This is a genomic window from Candidatus Nitrospira nitrosa (assembly GCF_001458735.1).
Taxonomy (GTDB): Bacteria; Nitrospirota; Nitrospiria; order Nitrospirales; family Nitrospiraceae; genus Nitrospira_D; species Nitrospira_D nitrosa.
The window spans coordinates 438,754-454,671 of record NZ_CZQA01000001.1 but is presented as its reverse complement, the minus strand read 5'-3'; the positions used below and the strand labels follow the sequence as shown (position 1 = coordinate 454,671).

Genomic DNA, 15,918 nt, shown 5'->3' with positions numbered 1-15,918 from the left:
GAGCGGTGGTATCAGACACGAATTACGTCGCGGTTGAGCGGATACGTTGAAGGAGTTCAGTGGTTGATAGGCCGGGAACCAGCGGGATCGTCCTGACGATGCCGCCGCGGGCTTCGACCACATTGCGACCGACGATCCGGTCGAGGGGCCAATCCCCACCTTTTACCAGGATGTCCGGCTGGATAGCCGTGATGAGCTCAAGGGGGTCCGGTTCGTTGAAGATCCCGACATAGTCGACACAGGCCAAGGCCGCCAGCACTTCGGCTCGCTGCGCTTCTGGAACGATCGGCCGGTCCGGCGCTTTTTCTAACGCCCGAACAGATGTATCACTATTCACCCCGACCACGAGGACATCGCCCAGTGCCCTTGCCGCTTGGAGGTATCGAGTATGCCCGATGTGCATCAGGTCGAAACACCCGTTGGTGAACACGATGCGCTTCCCCTTCGTCCGATCCATGGCCAGAAGGTGGAGAAGTTGCTCTCGTGGCAGGATCTTCGAGCTCATGGCCCCATCATACCTGGCTGCCGGTGCGAGTGAAAGAGCGATTCCTGCCGTTTGAGCAGGGTATCGTCCGGGGAGGCTCCGGATGACGGAGAGCCTGTTCAGACGGTGATCATCGGCTCAAGTTCTCACCTAACGAGCCGATACGGCACATAACGGAGTGTAGGGGCTGGTACCAGTCTGGCCGTAGGGTATGGGTGTATCCGGAGTCTTGCCGATGAGTGATGGGGACATAAACCTGTTTTGGGCTATTGGCCTTGTCAATCTCCTACTGGTCGTTCCCCTGATTGTCTATCTCGTACAGCTATTGCACCGGGACCGGACTCGTCGACTTCAAGCAGAAAACGAGAATGCTCGGCTCCAAGAAAATGAACAAAGACTCAGGAGTATCCTGGAGGCTGAGCCGCAGGGGATCCTGGTGGCGGGACTCGACCATCGGGTCGTCCAGATTAACCCCGCCGGATGTTTGCTTTTCGACGCCGGGTTTTCAGAAGAAATCATTGGCCGCGATCTCCGGGATTTTGTCCATACGGGTGATCATCAGCAACTCGACGACCTGCATAAGGCTGCCCGCGAGGGACGTGAAGCCCGTGGACGGTGCAGACTGGTTGGATTGTCTCGTCAAATTCGATGGGTCGAAATGACCACCGTTCCGCTTCCAGCTGAAAATGGGTCAATCGGATCTGTCCTGAGCGTGCTTCAAGATGTGACAGAGCAAAAGCGTGCCGATCGTCGCCAAGCTCTCCAGCATGCAGTGGCGAAAGTACTGGCGGGGTCCTCTACGGTTGAGCAAGCCATCCCGGACCTCTTGCAGGCGATTGTGGTCAGTCTGGATTGGCAGGTCGGGTTGTTCTGGAGAGTACAGGACGATCGACGATCGCTTACCTGCGCGCATGGGTGGTCCGTTGATTCGACGGTGGTCCAGGAGTTTGTACGCAACAGCCGGCAACAGGATCACGGTCCAGGCTCCGATCTGCCGGGGTGCTGTTGGGCGCGTGGTGAGCCCTTGTGGATTGAGGATATGACAGGAGCTCCCTTCTTTACGCGTGAGTCTCTTGAGACACCAGGGGTGCTCCGTGGAGCCTGTGCCTTTCCGATTTGGCTCAGAGCCAACGTCTATGGCGTGATGGAATTCCTCAGCCGAGAGGTTCAGGCGGAAGATCGGGATCTGTTACGCGCGTTGGGCACGACCGGAAGCCAGATAGGCCTCTTCGTCGAGCGGACCGAAGTGGAAACGGCGTTGCATCAGAACGAGGCCCGCACCAGCTTGATAATCGACACGGCCCTCGATGCAGTGATGACCATGGATGAAAGCGGTTGTATTACGGAGTGGAATGCCCAGGCGGAACAGATCTTTGGGTGGTCTGCGCTGGAGGCCATCGGGAGAGATGCCGCCGACACGCTCTGTCCGCTGTCCCATCGCTCCAGCTATCGAGCGTACGTTCAGTGCCTGCTCCAGTCTCGGGATGTGCCCACCGCTCAGCGACTGGTAGAAATGATCGGGCTTCGACGAGACGGCCGGGAATTCCCCATGGAACTCGCCATGACTCCGTTGACGATCGAGGGGACCACCATTTTCAGCGCATTCATTCGAGATATCACCGGACGAAAAGAAGCGGAGCAGGCGCTGAAAATTTATGCGCAGCAAATGGAGCAGATCAATCATCAATTAGACGGAGCGTTGAGGGAAGCCAAAGCTGCAACCGAGGCCAAGTCTCTGTTTCTTGCCAGCATGAGCCACGAAATTCGAACGCCGATGAATGGGGTGATCGGGATGACCGGGCTCCTGTTGGACACCCAACTCACGGAGGAGCAACGTGAATATGCTGAAACGGTGCGGACCTGTGGCGACCATCTGTTGACGATTATCAACGATGTCCTTGATTTTTCCAAGATTGAGGCTGGGAAACTCGATTTGGAGACGATTGCATTCGACCTTCGTCTCGCGATTGACGAATCGCTGGATCTTGTGACGGAGCGAGCGTCCTCAAAAGGACTCAATCTGGCTTGTCTGTTCCATGCCGATGTGCCGAGACATTTGCTGGGTGACCCAGGCCGTCTCCGTCAGATCGTCATGAACTTGGCTTCGAACGCGATCAAGTTTACCGACCAGGGAGATGTCGTGGTGGAGGTGACCGTTGAAGCTGAGTCGAATGAAGAGACCACGATTCGTGTGGCGGTCACGGATACGGGGATTGGTATTTCTGAAGCGGCCCGTGAACGGCTGTTTCAGTCGTTCAGTCAGGCCGACGGATCTACGACAAGGAAGTACGGCGGAACCGGTCTCGGTCTTGCGATTTGCAAACGTTTGGTCGAGTTGATGGGGGGAGCGATCGGAGTGACGAGTCAAGTAGGAGTCGGGAGCTGCTTCTGGTTTACAGTGAATTTGCGCAAGCAGATCAGCGGGTCGCATGTGATCGAGAAGGATTCCGTCTTGTTGGCCGGTCTCCACATCCTCATCGTGGACAGCAAAGCCATCAACCGAAAGATCTTGGAGCTGATGACGAAAAAATGGGGCATGCAGCCGACGCTCGTCACGAGTGGACCCGAAGCGCTCATGGCCCTAAGTCAGGCACACCGTCAACCGGCATTTGATCTTGTCCTGTTGGATGTGGATATGGGACCAACGGACGGACTCGAATTGGCGCGCACCATACGGACCCAAACGGGAGGGACCGAAGTTCAATTGGTGCTGCTGACCTCGTTCGGTCGGCGGGGAGATGCGAAAACCGCTAAAACAGCCGGGATCTCCGCATACCTGACGAAGCCAATTCGTGAGCGGCAATTGCACGATTGTCTCGTTGCAGTCATGACGCAGTACGCTGCGAGAGCCGGCGTGTCGGCGGTGAATCAACCGGCTCCCCTCATTACTCGTCATACCCTTGCCGAGACGAAAGCCAACGTGGACCTTCGCATACTGCTGGCTGAGGATAACGTCGTGAATCAGAAAGTGGCGGTCCGCCTCTTCCAACGATTGGGGTATCGTATCGACGTGGTGGCCAACGGGCGGGAAGTGGTCGAAGCGCTGTCTCGGATACGTTACGATGTCATCTTCATGGACTGTCAAATGCCGGAGATGGACGGCTTTGAAGCGACACGAGTAATTCGAGAGCGTGAAGCGTCAGGAGCTGTTTCTAGTTCCGAGTTCCAGGTTTCAAGCCAAAGACCGGTTCATTCGAGCCTCCAACCTGAAATTCGAAACTCGAAACCCGAGACTCCCCATCGTGTGCCGATTGTGGCCTTGACTGCGAACGCCATGCAGGGAGACCGTGAGCAATGCCTGGCTGCAGGGATGGATGACTATCTTTCCAAGCCGATTTCGGTCGAGGACTTGGCGACTGTCCTTGAACGCATAAAGAATGTACGTGAGTCGTCCCGATCAGAGAAGAACCGGGAAGCCGCGTAGCAAGGGTGCCTTCCGTATGCTTCGCTCCTGTCACGCCAGTTTGAGCGTCAACTGCTCCGGTGATCTGGTGGGGTTTTGTGGTGGTCGCGGTTGCGCGCGCGCTTCAGAAGCCTGATCAGCGGATGGGTGGTGATCCTTTTTGTGCTGCACCGGTTCTGAGGTGAGCTCTTGCAAGGTTCCTCGGCAGGCTCCGCAGTGATGTCGTTGAGGCTGGATCGTTTTCCGTTGCCGCCGATAGAGCTGCCCGCAGTCGAGGCATTGCCAGGAGAATCTCGACAAGGCGATGACTTCCTTCTCCAGTGAGTGGTACGTCGTAACCGCAACCTCTCCTGAACGATTGATCTGGGTCATTTTTTTTAGGAATACCAGTCCGTGGTCAGGCCGCCGTTTGAGAATATCAAACTGCCATTGATGGATCATTTCATGCGCGAGGGTGTTGCGTAGTTCCTGCTCGATAGACAGTGTCCGGTGAGCGAGTTGTTCGAACAGCAGAAGTGAGAGGCGAATCTGGCGGCAATTCCGATGCGTGAAGGCGGCTCGTGGGCCTCCGCGACTACTGAACATCCCGACCGAGGAGGTCAGGCGACGACTCCAGAGGATCGCAATCGGCGGGAGCGAGCTGGAAAAATATTGCGCATTCAACTGCTGCCAATAGGCTTGTAATGCATCCGAAGACGGGAGGCCTGAGGTGGGTGAAGCAGTTGAGGCCGGTTTCATCCCAGTTCCTCCAACACTGCTGCCGCGAGCAACGGCAACATAATCTCATGGTGCCCGGTCAATGAATAGCCATGGCCGCCTTTTTGTGTCGGACGTCGCACGACGTTGGTCTGAGGGCGGTAATGAACCAAGAAATCCATATTGGCGGTGGTAATGTTCGAAATCGGATGACCAAGGTTTCGCCCTAACGACAGCGTTTTGAGAAAGACCTCCGGAAGAATGACGGAGGATCCGATATTGACGTACACCCCGCCTTCCATCTTGGCAACCACGGCCGTCAGGCGCCGAAAGTCGAGCAGCGACGTGGCCCCGATGGCGGCTCCATCGGCCGAGGGGTGCATGTGGATAATATCGGTTCCGACCGCGACATGGACGGTGACCGGTATGCCAAGCCGAACGCCGGTGGCGAGAATGCTGGTCTTGCGATTCGGGAACTGATGGGCCGCGTGGTTCATGTAGTTCCCAATGGCTTCCCCTAATCCATGGCCTGCCGAGGCGCCACGGCTGATGGCGTCGTTCAAGATCCGTCCCGTCTCCTCCGCCATACCAAACCGACCTTCATCGATTTCCGCATCGACTTCCTCGGAGGTATGCCCCATGAGGGCCAGTTCGAAGTCATGAATAATCCCCGCCCCGTTCATGGCCACTGCTGTGACGATCCCCCGTTCCATCAAATCCGTGATGATTGGGGCGAGCCCTACTTTGATGACATGGGCGCCGATTCCGATGATCACGGGACGGCGCTTGCGATGAGCCTTGACGATGGCTCGCGTGACGGCCCGCAATGACTTGACTCCGAGGATATCGGGCAAGCCGTCGCAGAACGTTTTAAAAGAATCGCCACGTTTCCACGGCATCGCAAAGTCGGAGACCCGGACCTTGCTGTACCGTTTCTTCAATGGATAGGTCTTGAGATCCGATACATTGATCGGGGCAATCAAGGCAGGACGGCGTGCTGGAGTTGTCCGGTCAGGGCGTGTTCCCAAGGAGATGATCCTCTATCAGCTCACATAGGACATGACCGAGCGTAATATGACTTTCTTGGATCCGGGATGTCAGGGTGGACGGCACGATAAACGGGTAGTCGACAAGTCCGGCTAGCTTGCCTCCAGATCCGCCGGTCCAAGCCACGGTGATGAGTCCGCATTCACGCGCCGCCGTGACGCCTTTCAGGACATTGGGAGAGTTCCCGCTCGTACTGATGCCGATGGCAATATCGCCCGTTCGACCATGCGCTCGAACTTGGCGGGCAAAGAGCTCTTCATACCCATAATCATTGGCAATGCACGTGATCGCGGCGATGTCCGTCGCGAGGGCGATCGCGGGGAGAGGCACCCGGTCGCGCCGATAGCGTCCGACGAATTCGGCGGCGATGTGTGCGGCATCCGTGGAGCTTCCCCCGTTGCCGAAGAGCAGAACTTTGTTGCCGTTGTCGAAGGCCTTGGCGATGAGTGTGGCGACTTGCACGATACGATCGACATGCGCTCGTGCAAATTGCTGTTTGACGTCGGCACTTTCTGTAAAAGCCTTCAATACCACTGTTTGCATGGGCGCGATTCTAGGCGAGGCGGCTCAGCCTGTCAAACTAAGGTCAGATCTGAGAAGTGCGCACAGAAAAAAGATACGCAGATCTTGGGATCTTTACGTTAATAGCTCCATGTCTCATGTCGAACCGGCAAGCGGTTGAGTACCCCACGGTAGAACTGCCACTTCGGCATAAAGCGATTCATCAAGGCAATGAATCGTTGCGTGTGAGTCGGCTCAATGAGATGCGCCATCTCGTGCACGACGATGTATTCAAGACATTCCGGTGGCTTCTTCGTCAACTCTGTGTTCAGGCGAATATGCCTTGCCGTGGGGTTGCAGCTTCCCCATTTCGTTTTCATCCGTTGTACAAAGAAGCGGTTGACCGTCACTCCTATCAGTGGTTGCCACTTGGTAATCAGAAGAGGCACGGCTTGCTTGAGTTGCTCGCGATACCATTCCTCGAACAGCGCCTGCTTCCTTTCCTCGCTCGTTCCAGGGCGCACATGCAGGAGAATGCGGCTATGCTTCAGTTCAATAGACGGTGCCTCGTCGTCTTCCCGCACCGTGAGCAAGTAGCGCCGTCCCCAGAGATAATGGCTTTCGCGATTGAGATATTCCCGAGGAGTTTCTCGTTCCTGCTCCCGCAATTTCTTTTGTTGCTGCTTGATCCAGCCCAACTTTGAAACGGCAAAGACACGGATGGTATCGAGACTCATGCGCGCCGGGGCAGCAATGCGCACGTGTCCGTTCGGGGGATAGACACTGAGATGAACGTTCTTAATGTCCTTCAGCACGACATCCGCCGTGATGTTGCCAAGCTGCACCTGCGCCATCATCAGTATTCTCTCTGCGCTTTGACGATGAGAAAGATGCGCTCCACCTCAGTCTCATCCCGCAGCAGGTCATACAGCGCCTGCTTGATCACTTGCTCGCGTGTCTGAACTCCGCGCCAGCCATCGTGACGCACCTTTTTCACAGCCTCGTCGATCTTCAACGCCAGTTTCAATGTCGGATCACCGGCAATCCTGTATTCGGTCTGCGTTTCCGCAGCGCGATCGGCATCCGGATGTCTTCCGTGGGTAGCCTTGAGGTTGTTATAGAGCGCCCGTAGAGCCGGGCTCTTCTTGAGCGGCTCCGGCGTATCCTCTGCCTGCCCGGCCTCCACTTGTTTGGCGAGGTCGGCAATGCGTTTCAGATACTGCTCATACTCGATAGCCTTCGCCTTGCGCGCAGCAATGATCTCGTCCAGCAACGCCGACATGGTCTCGTAGTAGGCGGGATCGTTCAGATGCTCCTTGATGATTTTGCGACGCACGTTGTTCTCGATGGTCTCGGCAATCGCATCCTTGTTGCCTCTCAGGCCGCCGAGCTGCGTGGCGATGGCATTTCCGATTCCGGTCTTCACGATCAGGTCAAGCAAAGGCATCTCATCGAAGGGGGAAATCTTTCTCGGCTCATCCGCCTCGATATAGGTATCGATGAGATGGCGCATATCGGCTTCGTAGGCCTTGAGGTCGAGACTCTCCCCGCTAGCCTTTCGTACAATCTCGCGGACATTCAGATACTGATCCATCTGCTGCTTGATACGGCTGATGTCGGCTGCACTGTAGCCGGCAAGATCGAGTTCATCAGCGATGTTCGCGTAGGCGCGCACTAGGGCGACGGTTGCCTTATAGAGTGCGGCCCGTTGCGGTTCCCGTTCTTGGAGGTCAGCCGGAATCTCCGTGTTCCCACAGAAATAATGGATATGCTCCAGCTCCCCTTTCGGAGGAGCCACCGGTTCGCACAGGAGATCCAGAGTCTCCAACGCTTGGTCGAGCCGCTCCTTGCCTTTCTTCAGCCGGTCTTGCAGCAGAATCTCAGGGGCAGCTCCCCCGGCACTGTGATCTAGCTCGGAGCTATAGACTTGTAGAGCCCCAGTGCCCTTCTCGTTGACCAGTTTCTTGAATAGATCCTTGTAGTCCACGATGTAGCCGTAGTCTTTGTCCTCACCGTCAAGACGATTGGTGCGGCAGATTGCTTGGAACAATCCATGGTCCTGCATCGATTTATCGATGTAGAGATAGGTGCAAGGAGGCGCGTCGAATCCGGTGAGCAGCTTGTCCACGACCACCAGTAATTTCATGTTCGCCGGTTCCTTGACGAAGAGGGCTTTGGCCCACTCCTCGTACGTTTCGGTTTTGGTCATACCCGGCTTCGCGTCAATATCTTTCAGTAGCTCGGTATAGATGTTGAAGATGAACTGCTTGTCGGTTTCCGTGTTCGCGCCGACTTCTTCCTTGGTCACGTCCTGAGCATGGGGATTGTAGGAGGTCACCACCGCGCACCTGCCCTTGAAGGGGGTTTTCTGAAAGAGCGTGAAATACTTGCAGGCTTCATAGATGCTTGAGGCCACGAGGATAGCGTTCCCCCGTTCACTGGATAAGCGCGGCTTCACCCCGAAATCGAAGACGACATCACTCACCACCCGATCCATGCGGGACTTGGAGCTGAGCACCTGCTGCATCGTCCCCCACTTTTTCTTGAGTTCATCCTTCTGCCAATCATTCAGCCCCTTGGTCTTGGCCTCGAACCAGGCGTCGATCTTCTCTTGAGAACCCAGGTGCTGATCGATATCCCGCGCCTCATAGACCAAATCGAGCACCACCCCGTCCTCTACACCCTCGCTGAACTTGTAGGTGTGGATGTATCGGCCGAATACTTCGTGGCTGGTAGCCCGATCCTTGGCGAGCAGCGGCGTCCCGGTGAAGCCGATGAAGACGGCATTCGGCATGAGTGCCTTCATCACCCGATGCAGCTTGCCGCTCTGCGTGCGGTGGCACTCGTCCACGAACACGAACACCTCGCCCACGGTCCGGCTGGGCTGGGCCTCCAGGTCTTTGATAAAGGCGTCGAAATCATCCACGTCCTTGCGGCCGAACTTGTGGACGAGTGAGCACATGAGACGAGGTGTCGCACGGCCAAGCTGGCTCATCAAGTCGCGACCGCTGCTGGTGCGTGTGATCGGCTCGCCGACATCGGTAAAGACCCGTTCGATCTGCTTGTCCAGTTCGTCGCGGTCGGTGACGATGGCCACGCGGGCATGGGGGGAGTTCTCCAGAATCCACTTGGCCAGCAGCACCATGACGATGCTCTTGCCGCTTCCTTGCGTATGCCAGATGATGCCGCCCTTGCGTTGGCGTACAGCGTTCTGCGCGGCCTTGATGCCAAAATACTGGTGCACCCGTGGCAGCTTTTTGATTCCGCCGTCGAAGAGCACGAAGTCATGGATTAGCTCGATCAGCCGGTCCTTCGCACACAGCTTGAGCAGATACTTGTCCAGCTTGAAGCGGGAGTTGTCCTGCTCGTCCTCTTTCCACTTCAGGAAATACTTCTCCTGCGTGCCGATGGTCCCGTATTGCAGACCTTCCGAGTCGTTCCCGGCGAAGATGAATTGCATGGTGCTGAAGAACCAGGCGTTGAACTCAGGCTGTTGATTGGAAAGGCTTTGGCGGATACCGTCGCCAATGGACACGCGGCTGTTCTTGAGTTCGATCACGCCGACCGCAATGCCGTTGACATACATCACGAGATCGGGCCGCCGCTCGTGGGTTCCCTTGAGCGTGATTTCTTCGGCTATCGCGAAGTCGTTCTTCTCCGGCTCATGCCAATTGATGAGATGAACGGTCTCCGTGACCTTGCCTGCCTCGATCTTGACCGGCACCCCGTAGCGGAGAAGCTTGTAGACAGCCTGATTGTTTCCGTAGAGATTGCGGCTGTGATTGTCTGCCTCGGTCTTCAGTAGATACAGTGCCCGGCTGATCTGGGCTGAGGTATAGCCGCTCTTAGTGAGGGAGTCGGTGAACAGCCTTTCTTCAATGTTGCTGTTGCCCTCACGGTCGGTCCAGTCACCGAGATAGCGGTAGCCTAGCTCGTCGCGGAACAGAGCAATGACGCGATTCTGCGTGGCTTGCTCAGGTTGACCGATGTGAGTCATGCGTTCACCGGTTGATCTCGTCCTGCAGCGTTGTCAGAGTAGTCATGATGTCGTCGAATTTCGGGATGGTTTAAGTAGCAATTGATGGATGTCGACCTCGCAGAACTCAGCCATGAAATCAACTTTGGTGAATGCCCAACCCCTCACCACGGCCATACACCATGAAAAGTACATTTGTTCAATTGGTTGCATGTCTATAGTGGGAGATATTTTTCAGGAAAATGAGCATGTTTTCGTGAAAACATGCATGGGTCTGAACAATAGCAGCACGGGTTTCATCCAACCTTTCATCCAACTTTTCACCCAACCGGTTTTGGCCGGTCCAGTCGCCCAGGTAACGGTAGCCCAATTCCTCCCGGAACAGCGCGATGACGCGGTTCTGCGTGGCGCGTTCAGGCTCGCCAACCGTCCCGAAGGCACTCACTTCAGCACCTCCCATCTTCCAGCTTTGGTTGGACCCACGTGCCTGATGCGCCCCTCGGCCCTTAATTTGCCCAAGTGGTATTTCACGCCGTCCGTGCTCAGGCCGAAGCGTTCGGCGAGCGCATTGCGAGTTAATGTAGGGTCGCCGTGTAGCGCCGCCAAGATCTTGTCCCTCGTCGTTTCTTGGGTAGTTTCTTGGGTAGTTTCTTGGGTAGTCCGCTGAGCCCCTTCGGCATAGGGAAACACGGCCCACAGTCCGGCGGCCTCCGCGCGGAACTCCGGCGCCGGCGTGCGGGCAATGCTGCAGGCCTCCAAGATTCGCTCGATGCCACGGCCCCAGGCCTCGATCATCCCGGCGCGGAAGAACGCATTGGCAACATTCGGATTGAAAGGCTCCGACGAATGCTTGCCGAGCAGGCGCGCAAGAGTCCAGGACGCCGGTAATTGGCCAGGGTTCCAGATCATCAATTTATCGGCGTACACGCTGACTTGGACCGGGATCGCGCTGGCGTAATCCTTGTGAACCAGGGCATTGAGTATCGCCTCGCGCAGCGCGGCCTCGGGTACCGGATAGGTCTCGATGCGCTGTAATCCCTCGTAGGAAATCAGCGCCTTCATGTATTTGAGCCGAATCAGTTCGACCGCATGATTCACCTGGGAAAATAGGTCACCGCTGATAACGTCCTGATAGCGCAGATCGGTATTGCTCTCGAAGAACCCGATCTTCACGTAGGCGCCACCGAAAAACCGCTCGGGCAAAGGGTGAAACAGCATGACGGCGGCGCGCGTCAAATACGTGCCTTCTCGCAGGTGCAGCTTGTCCAGCAGCACACCATCCGGCTCCTTGATAATCGTTGCGGACAGGCGCCCGCTTCGCGCCGCCTGCGCGCGGAAGAACGCGAGCGCCTTCTTATCGAGGTCTTTCAGTGCGACGCCGGGAAGCGGCACCCCGTCCCAGGTGCGGCCGTGCTTGCGCAGCAGCAATCGCTCCAGCCCCGCACCCTTGAGCATCTGATTGGTGCTGCCGCTGCGATAAAAATATTCGCCTCGGTAACTGATCGCGTTCGGATAGGGCGGCACCACGATCTCAAGATATTCTCGCGGGGCCTTCCCACGCAGGTTCACATCCACCATGATGCCAAGGATGTCGCGTACCTTGTTGGGCAGATCAACCAACAATTTCTTTGCATCAGCAACGCCCGAAACCTTGCCGAGGTCGTTCTTGCCGATGACGAGCACCCCGCCCTCGGCGTTGGCGAAACCCGAAATCCATTTCAGGTATTCGTCCCGCCAGGACTCCTTCCATTCGATGTGCTGGGTCTCTTTCATGCGAGGCACATTAATGGAGAATTGATAATGGAGAGATGAAAATGCTCGTCATTCATTTTCAATTCTTAACTGTTCTGGATGTTTTTACTATCGAGACCAGAAGTTTGACGAGTTCTTCGCTATCCATTCGGATGGACTCAAAGCCCTGCGCAGCGATGTATTCGGACTGATAGAGCAACTCCAGCCAGTAAAGGGTTTCGTTGGCTTCCTTGAGCGCAATATTCATTTTGTGCGTGAAGTCGGCTTTACTTTCCGCATGTTCCGCTTCGCGCACCAACGCGCCAATGGCTGTGCCGCTGCGTAATACTTGCTTTGATAAGACATACTCCTTTTTCTCGCCTTGCAAGTGTTTCGTCAACGTCACCACTCGGAGCGCGAACGCAAACGATTTCGCTTTGACGACATTCTCTTTCATTCTCGATTATTCATTATCCATTCTCAATTTATTAGCCGGATACGTCCGGTTAATAACTCCTGCATCATGCCCTGCTTGAGCTGGCGGGCTTTGGCGGGCTTTGGCGAGCTTGGCTTTCAGCGCGACAATCTCGGCGTCCATGTCGGAGAGGATGGCGGCGATCACGGCTTGTTCGCCCAAACCTGGGAGACGAACCTGATAGGCCTTCCGGATAACGCTGGGATGAGCCTTAATGAGATAATCGAAGCTCTTTCGGCTATGCAATAGTTGCAGCTGTGCGGCGAGAAACTGGCTATTAAGCTTCACGGGGTCCACGCGCATGAAACCACAAACATTGGTTACTGAAAACTTGTGTCTGGGACGATAAAAGAAATTTCCTCCACCATCGACAGACCAAGTAATCAATTCTTCATTAAACATGAACTCGCCGTAGCAGCCAAATAACCCGTTGTTATTCACCGACGAAGAATAGATGGGGTAATCACCTGGCACTCGCTCAATATCATTTTTCGAGATAACCTTTCCTCTTGAAAGTTTCACCAACTTGGCTTTTTCAAGTTGTTCTATGGTGTAAGCCTCCCACTTCCCGCTGAATCCTGGCAGACGCTTCTTGCCGGTGAGGAGTTCCTGCATGGCGCCTTGTTTGAGCTGGCGCTTTTTGGTGAGGAGTTGCTCCAGCGATTCGATGAGGACATCCGCATCGCTCAGCGCCTCGGCAATAGCTTCTTGTTCGGCTTTGGTGGGTGGGAGGGGGATTGGGATAGTTTCAAACTTGTCCTTTGGCAGATGAGCGATGCTAGTTTGCGTGACAAAGTTCAGCAAGAAACCAGTTGAGGCCAACCGTTGAAGTATGTTCAACATCAGTTGCACGTTGTAACCGCGAAGTGGCCGCAACCGATGCAATGCCTTCTGATAGTAGCACTCCTCGATAGGCTGCTGCCAAACCGTCGCCCGACCAATCTCTCCTCCTTCGCACACAAGTAGATCGCCCTTTCGGAGACGGAAGCGTTGGAGGTCAGAAGGAGTCAGCTTGATCTCACCGATATCAGTTAGGTCAATTTTCCCCCACTGAACAGCCCGATTACCCAAGAACGGCTTTGGCACGCCAACGTTCTTTTCTGCATCGAGCATCTTGCCAAGCTGAATAGAAAACTCGGCACCCACCGACGAAATAGTCCAATCCTCCGGGATTACCCCTAGCTCGGTCTGCTTGTAGCCGGATCTTACTTCCACGAGAACCCCATCTTCTTCAGGTGGCGGTTCACCTTGGCTTCCAGATCGGCCACGCGGTTGACCATCTGAGGCATTGGGGTCTCGTAGCATTCGGCCAGTTCTTTCACGCGCTGGGTGAGCTGCTGGCTCACACGGTCCATCTCGCTGTGGATATCTCTGTCGAGCGCCGCGAGCCACTTGTCGTCCACCACCAGGGTCTTGATCTCAGTCTCCGTGAGCGTCGGATACTTGGCGTAGGCCTTGGCGTCGAGCGATGCCTCGGCCTCCTTGAGGCGCTTCTTGAAATCGGCCTCTTCGTCGCTGAGTTTCAGCCATTCGTTCAGCACGGCTGCTTCGTCCTTGGCGTCCTTATCGCCTTTGATTTCCTTCAGGCGTTTGGTGACCTCCGCCTTGTTCACCTTGTCGAGTTCGGAGAACGCCCCTTCTTCGCCTCCGTGCTCTTCCTCTAATTCCGTGAGGCGAGCGCTGACACCCTCCAACTCCGCCGTGAGCTGATCGATAGCCTCCTGCTCCTTGGCAAAGTAGCGAGCGACGATGAGCGACTTAGGCACAAGGTCGCAGGTCCAGCCCTTATCTTTCTTCTTGCCCTTCTTGTCCTTCTCAATGATGCGAGTGGTCTCGGCCTTCCAGCCGTCTGCGGTGATGAGGTAGCAGTCGTCCTGCATGGTCCCGGCCCAGTAGTCCATGAGGTGCTGATAGACATCGTACCTATCGATGAGCGGCTGACCGACGTAGTGGGCGAGCAGGTCTTCGGATAGCTTGCCGATGAGTTCCTTCGGATGGAATCCGGCCTTCAACTGCCGGAGTGACTGGGCGGTCTTGTCCTTCCACGTCGCAAAGTGGGCGTTCATCCTGCCGATGAAGGCGGCGAATTCAGGATGCTCGTAGATCGTGGTCTTGATCGCCGACTTCTCCACGGCTAGGTCGAGGTAGCCGGACCGGTTGGCCTTGAAGAGGGTCTGCCGGAGCTTGGGACACACATCCCAGTAGCGCTGAAGTGCCTCCACATCCGCTTGTGGAATGCCGCCTTTCAGGTGGCTTTCGATGTCTTGCAGGTCTTCCGTCTGCTGGCTGTCGATGTAGCGAGGCAGATTGAGGTTGAACTCGTTCTTCTCGATCTCGTCCACACTCACCATGCGGGAGTACTTCGGCATGTCGAGGCGCTTGTTGAAGACATCCACGATCTGATGAATATCCTGTGCGCGGAGGCGGTTCTTCGGACCGTCTTTCATGAAGCCGGCGCTGGCGTCGATCATGAAGATGCCTTTGCGGGTGTGGGCGTCCTGTTTGTCCACGACCACGATGCAGGCCGGAATACCGGTGCCATAGAACAGATTAGCAGGCAGACCGATGATGCCCTTGATGTAGCCCTTGCGAATCAGATTGCGGCGGATGTCGGCCTCGGCATTGCCCCGGAACAAGACACCATGGGGCAGGATGCAGGCGCCTTTGCCGGTGCTCTTCAGCGAGCGGACGATGTGGAGCAGGTAGGCGTAGTCGCCCTGCTTGGCCGGCGGCGTGCCGAAGGGCTGGAAGCGCTCGTACGGGTCGTGCAGCGGATCGAGGCCGGTGCTCCACCGTTTGTCGCTGAAAGGCGGATTGGCCACGACGTAGTCGAAGGTCTTGAGGGTATCACTGTCCTTGAACTTGGGGTCAGCCAGTGTGTTGCCCTGGACAATCAGCGCTTCAGCATTGTTGTGCAGGATCATGTTCATCCGTGCGAGGCCGGCTGTGGTGGCGTCCTTTTCCTGGCCGTTGAGTGTAAGCTTTGTCTTGGCCTCATCGGCGACCTTCAGTAGTAGCGAGCCTGATCCGCAGGTAGGATCGTAGACGGTACTCGAGGCGCTGGTCTTCGCTTCGCGGATGCCGATGACCTGCGCGATGATTCGGCTCACTTCAGCGGGCGTATAGAACTGGCCCTTGCTCTTGCCGCTCTCCGTCGCGAAGTGCCGCATGAGGTATTCATAGGCATCGCCCAGAATGTCGTCGCCTTCGGCGCGGTTTTTTGAGAAGTCGAGGCGCTTGTCCTCAAAAATGGCGATGAGGTCGGTCAGCCGCTTGACCATTTCAGGGCCACTGCCGAGCTTGTTCGCATCGTTGAAGTCCGGCATGTCGGAGAGCTTGTTGCCGTTCGCCAGCGGGGCGATGATCTTCTTGTTGATCTGATCGCCGATATCCGGCTTGCCCTTGAGCGCCACCATGTCCTTGAAGCTCGCGCCCTTGGGAATGGTGATCGGGGCGTACGGGACGTCGGCATACTTATCGCTGATGTATTTGATGAACAGGAGAACGAGGACATAGTCCTTGTACTGGCTTGCGTCCATACCGCCACGCAACAGGTCGCAGCTAGACCAGAGAGAGGAATAGAGTTCGGATTTCTTGATGGCCAT

General features: G+C 56.1%; 12 protein-coding genes. 1 reads left to right on the top strand and 11 read right to left on the bottom strand.

Translation table 11 applies throughout. From position 1 onward, the window contains the following. Window positions 1-22: 22 nt before the first annotated feature. Window positions 23-505, bottom strand: coding sequence for a D-glycero-beta-D-manno-heptose 1-phosphate adenylyltransferase (gene rfaE2, locus COMA1_RS02175; protein ID WP_090743122.1), 483 nt, complete (start codon window positions 503-505; stop codon window positions 23-25). 214 nt (window positions 506-719) lie between these two features. Here rfaE2 and COMA1_RS02170 point away from each other — a divergent pair, with 214 nt between their 5' ends. Continuing rightward, entirely contained in the window at window positions 720-3,908 is a 3,189-nt protein-coding gene (locus COMA1_RS02170; protein ID WP_176697783.1) for a response regulator, read from the top strand. A 30-nt stretch (window positions 3,909-3,938) separates the two neighbouring features. Here the strand turns inward: COMA1_RS02170 and COMA1_RS02165 are convergent, their stop codons facing one another. The 10 genes from COMA1_RS02165 to COMA1_RS02120 all read right to left on the bottom strand — a co-directional run bounded on the left by COMA1_RS02165 (window position 3,939) and on the right by COMA1_RS02120 (window position 15,918). Beyond that, window positions 3,939-4,625, bottom strand: coding sequence for a SprT-like domain-containing protein (locus tag COMA1_RS02165; RefSeq protein ID WP_090743117.1), 687 nt, complete (start codon window positions 4,623-4,625; stop codon window positions 3,939-3,941). Next, a complete protein-coding gene (locus tag COMA1_RS02160; RefSeq protein ID WP_090743114.1) occupies window positions 4,622-5,611 on the bottom strand; it encodes a GSU2086 family protein in 990 nt (329 codons plus the stop codon). Before COMA1_RS02160 ends, COMA1_RS02165 begins: the two co-directional genes overlap by 4 nt. Further along, window positions 5,595-6,173, bottom strand: coding sequence for a D-sedoheptulose-7-phosphate isomerase (locus tag COMA1_RS02155; protein ID WP_090743111.1), 579 nt, complete (start codon window positions 6,171-6,173; stop codon window positions 5,595-5,597). The genes COMA1_RS02160 and COMA1_RS02155 overlap by 17 nt, the downstream gene beginning before the upstream one ends. Before the next feature lie 98 nt (window positions 6,174-6,271). After that, window positions 6,272-6,988 carry a M48 family metallopeptidase gene (locus tag COMA1_RS02150; protein WP_090743108.1) on the bottom strand — a complete coding sequence of 239 codons (717 nt, stop codon included), beginning with the start codon at window positions 6,986-6,988 and terminating at the stop codon, window positions 6,272-6,274. Beyond that, window positions 6,988-10,128 (bottom strand): type I restriction endonuclease subunit R, encoded by a 3,141-nt coding sequence (locus COMA1_RS02145; protein WP_090743105.1) that lies wholly within the window; start codon window positions 10,126-10,128, stop codon window positions 6,988-6,990. Before COMA1_RS02145 ends, COMA1_RS02150 begins: the two co-directional genes overlap by 1 nt. Before the next feature lie 178 nt (window positions 10,129-10,306). Continuing rightward, a complete protein-coding gene (locus tag COMA1_RS02140) occupies window positions 10,307-10,567 on the bottom strand; it encodes a hypothetical protein (protein ID WP_090743102.1) in 261 nt (86 codons plus the stop codon). Then, window positions 10,549-11,880, bottom strand: a complete 1,332-nt coding sequence (locus COMA1_RS02135) for an ATP-binding protein (RefSeq protein ID WP_090743099.1) — start codon at window positions 11,878-11,880, stop codon at window positions 10,549-10,551. Before COMA1_RS02135 ends, COMA1_RS02140 begins: the two co-directional genes overlap by 19 nt. Before the next feature lie 58 nt (window positions 11,881-11,938). Continuing rightward, a complete protein-coding gene (locus tag COMA1_RS02130; RefSeq protein ID WP_090743096.1) occupies window positions 11,939-12,295 on the bottom strand; it encodes a four helix bundle protein in 357 nt (118 codons plus the stop codon). Between the two features lie 6 nt (window positions 12,296-12,301). Continuing rightward, window positions 12,302-13,528, bottom strand: coding sequence for a restriction endonuclease subunit S (locus tag COMA1_RS02125; protein WP_176697782.1), 1,227 nt, complete (start codon window positions 13,526-13,528; stop codon window positions 12,302-12,304). Then, complete coding sequence (locus COMA1_RS02120) at window positions 13,519-15,918, bottom strand: type I restriction-modification system subunit M (RefSeq protein WP_090743090.1); 2,400 nt, start codon at window positions 15,916-15,918, stop codon at window positions 13,519-13,521. The genes COMA1_RS02125 and COMA1_RS02120 overlap by 10 nt, the downstream gene beginning before the upstream one ends.

Bases quoted from the DNA above. Each gene is read 5' to 3' on its own strand.
- COMA1_RS02155 (WP_090743111.1), bottom strand. From the start codon at position 6,173: ATGCAAACAGTGGTATTGAAGGCTTTTACAGAAAGTGCCGACGTCAAA.
- COMA1_RS02150 (WP_090743108.1), bottom strand. From the start codon at position 6,988: ATGATGGCGCAGGTGCAGCTTGGCAACATCACGGCGGATGTCGTGCTG.
- COMA1_RS02120 (WP_090743090.1), bottom strand. From the start codon at position 15,918: ATGGCCATCAAGAAATCCGAACTCTATTCCTCTCTCTGGTCTAGCTGC.
- COMA1_RS02135 (WP_090743099.1), bottom strand. From the start codon at position 11,880: ATGAAAGAGACCCAGCACATCGAATGGAAGGAGTCCTGGCGGGACGAA.
- COMA1_RS02145 (WP_090743105.1), bottom strand. From the start codon at position 10,128: ATGACTCACATCGGTCAACCTGAGCAAGCCACGCAGAATCGCGTCATT.
- COMA1_RS02130 (WP_090743096.1), bottom strand. From the start codon at position 12,295: ATGAAAGAGAATGTCGTCAAAGCGAAATCGTTTGCGTTCGCGCTCCGA.
- COMA1_RS02165 (WP_090743117.1), bottom strand. From the start codon at position 4,625: ATGAAACCGGCCTCAACTGCTTCACCCACCTCAGGCCTCCCGTCTTCG.
- COMA1_RS02140 (WP_090743102.1), bottom strand. From the start codon at position 10,567: ATGGGAGGTGCTGAAGTGAGTGCCTTCGGGACGGTTGGCGAGCCTGAA.
- rfaE2 (WP_090743122.1), bottom strand. From the start codon at position 505: ATGAGCTCGAAGATCCTGCCACGAGAGCAACTTCTCCACCTTCTGGCC.
- COMA1_RS02170 (WP_176697783.1), top strand. From the start codon at position 720: ATGAGTGATGGGGACATAAACCTGTTTTGGGCTATTGGCCTTGTCAAT.